Source organism: Brucella sp. TWI432 (assembly GCF_039674445.1).
GTDB lineage: Bacteria > Pseudomonadota > Alphaproteobacteria > Rhizobiales > Rhizobiaceae > Brucella > Brucella chromiisoli.
On record NZ_JBDJNL010000057.1, the window covers coordinates 1 to 1,374 of the forward strand.

The following is a 1,374-nucleotide window of genomic DNA, read 5'->3' on the forward strand; positions in this document are numbered from 1 at the left end:
CGTTCGACGATAAAGCCCGGCACACCGCCCATGGCTGCTGCAATGTTCGAGAACAGGCGTTGCTTCTGCCCATCATCAAACAGATTGAACAAAGCACGTGGCTGCGAATAATCATCATTGCCGATACGATGATTATAGCGATCCGCATCACCCTGAATGCGCAGTGGCGGTTCCTTGGCCGATGGCTGCTCTACAGGGCCGTTAAACGAGTTTGGCTCGTAAAACGCATCCGGGTTACCTGTAGCAATGCCGCCATATGTATTCATCTGACCATCACGATGATAATGATGCACAGGGCATTTTGGCTGGTTAACCGGCAGGTTCTCATAATGCGTGCCAAGACGATGACGATGCGCATCGGCATAGGAGAACAGCCGCGCCTGAAGCATTTTATCTGGCGAATAGCTGATACCGGGCACGATATTGGAGGGCGAAAACGCCGCGTTTTCGATCTCGGTGAAATAGTTTTCCGCATTGCGGTTGAGTTCCATCACACCAATATCGATTGGCGGATAATCGGCATGCGGCCAGACCTTGGTAAGATCAAAGGGGTTATAAGGCGTCTTGTCAGCGTCCAGTTCCGGCATGATCTGAACCTGAACTTTCCACTTCGGAAAGTCGCCCTTCTCGATGGATGTAAACAGGTCTTCCTGCGTGGATTCACGCGTGCGGCCAATCACCTGTTCGGCCTCGCTGTTGGTCCAGTGCTTGTGGCCCTGCAAGGTCTTGAAGTGAAACTTGACCCAATAGCGTTCACCCGCATCATTCCAGAAGGAATAGGTGTGCGAACCGTAACCGTTAATGTGGCGCACATCGGTCGGAAGCCCGCGATCCGACATCAGGATCGTCACCTGATGCAGGCTTTCTGGCGAAAGCGACCAGAAATCCCACATGGCGGTTGCGGAGCGCAGATTGGTCTTGGGATGACGCTTCTGGGTATGGATGAAATCCGGGAACTTGACCGGATCACGCACGAAGAACACCGGTGTGTTGTTGCCAACCAGATCCCAGTTGCCTTCCTCGGTGTAGAACTTCAGTGCAAAGCCGCGCACATCGCGCTCGGCATCAGCGGCACCTTGCTCGCCGGCAACGGTTGAGAAGCGCGCCAGCATCGGGGTTTTTGCACCGGGCTGCAAAGCCTTGGCCTTGGTATATCTGGAAATATCGCCTGTGATAGTCAGCGTCCCAAATGCACCCCAGCCCTTGGCGTGAACAGCGCGCTCAGGAATACGCTCGCGGTTCTGATGTGCCAGCTTTTCGATCAGCTGATAGTCCTGCAACAAAACAGGGCCGCGCTCACCCGCAGTCAGGGAATTCTGGTTATCCGGGATCGGTGCACCAGCACTTGTCGTCATAATCGGACGGTCTGCCATG

Annotated in this window: 1 protein-coding gene; it reads right to left on the reverse strand. The window is 54.4% G+C overall.

Translation table 11 applies throughout. From position 1 onward, the window contains the following. The coding region (locus ABE527_RS21570) for a catalase (protein ID WP_499698253.1) at positions 1 to 1,373 on the reverse strand (1,373 nt) is incomplete at its 3' end. Position 1,374: the final 1 nt, after the last annotated feature.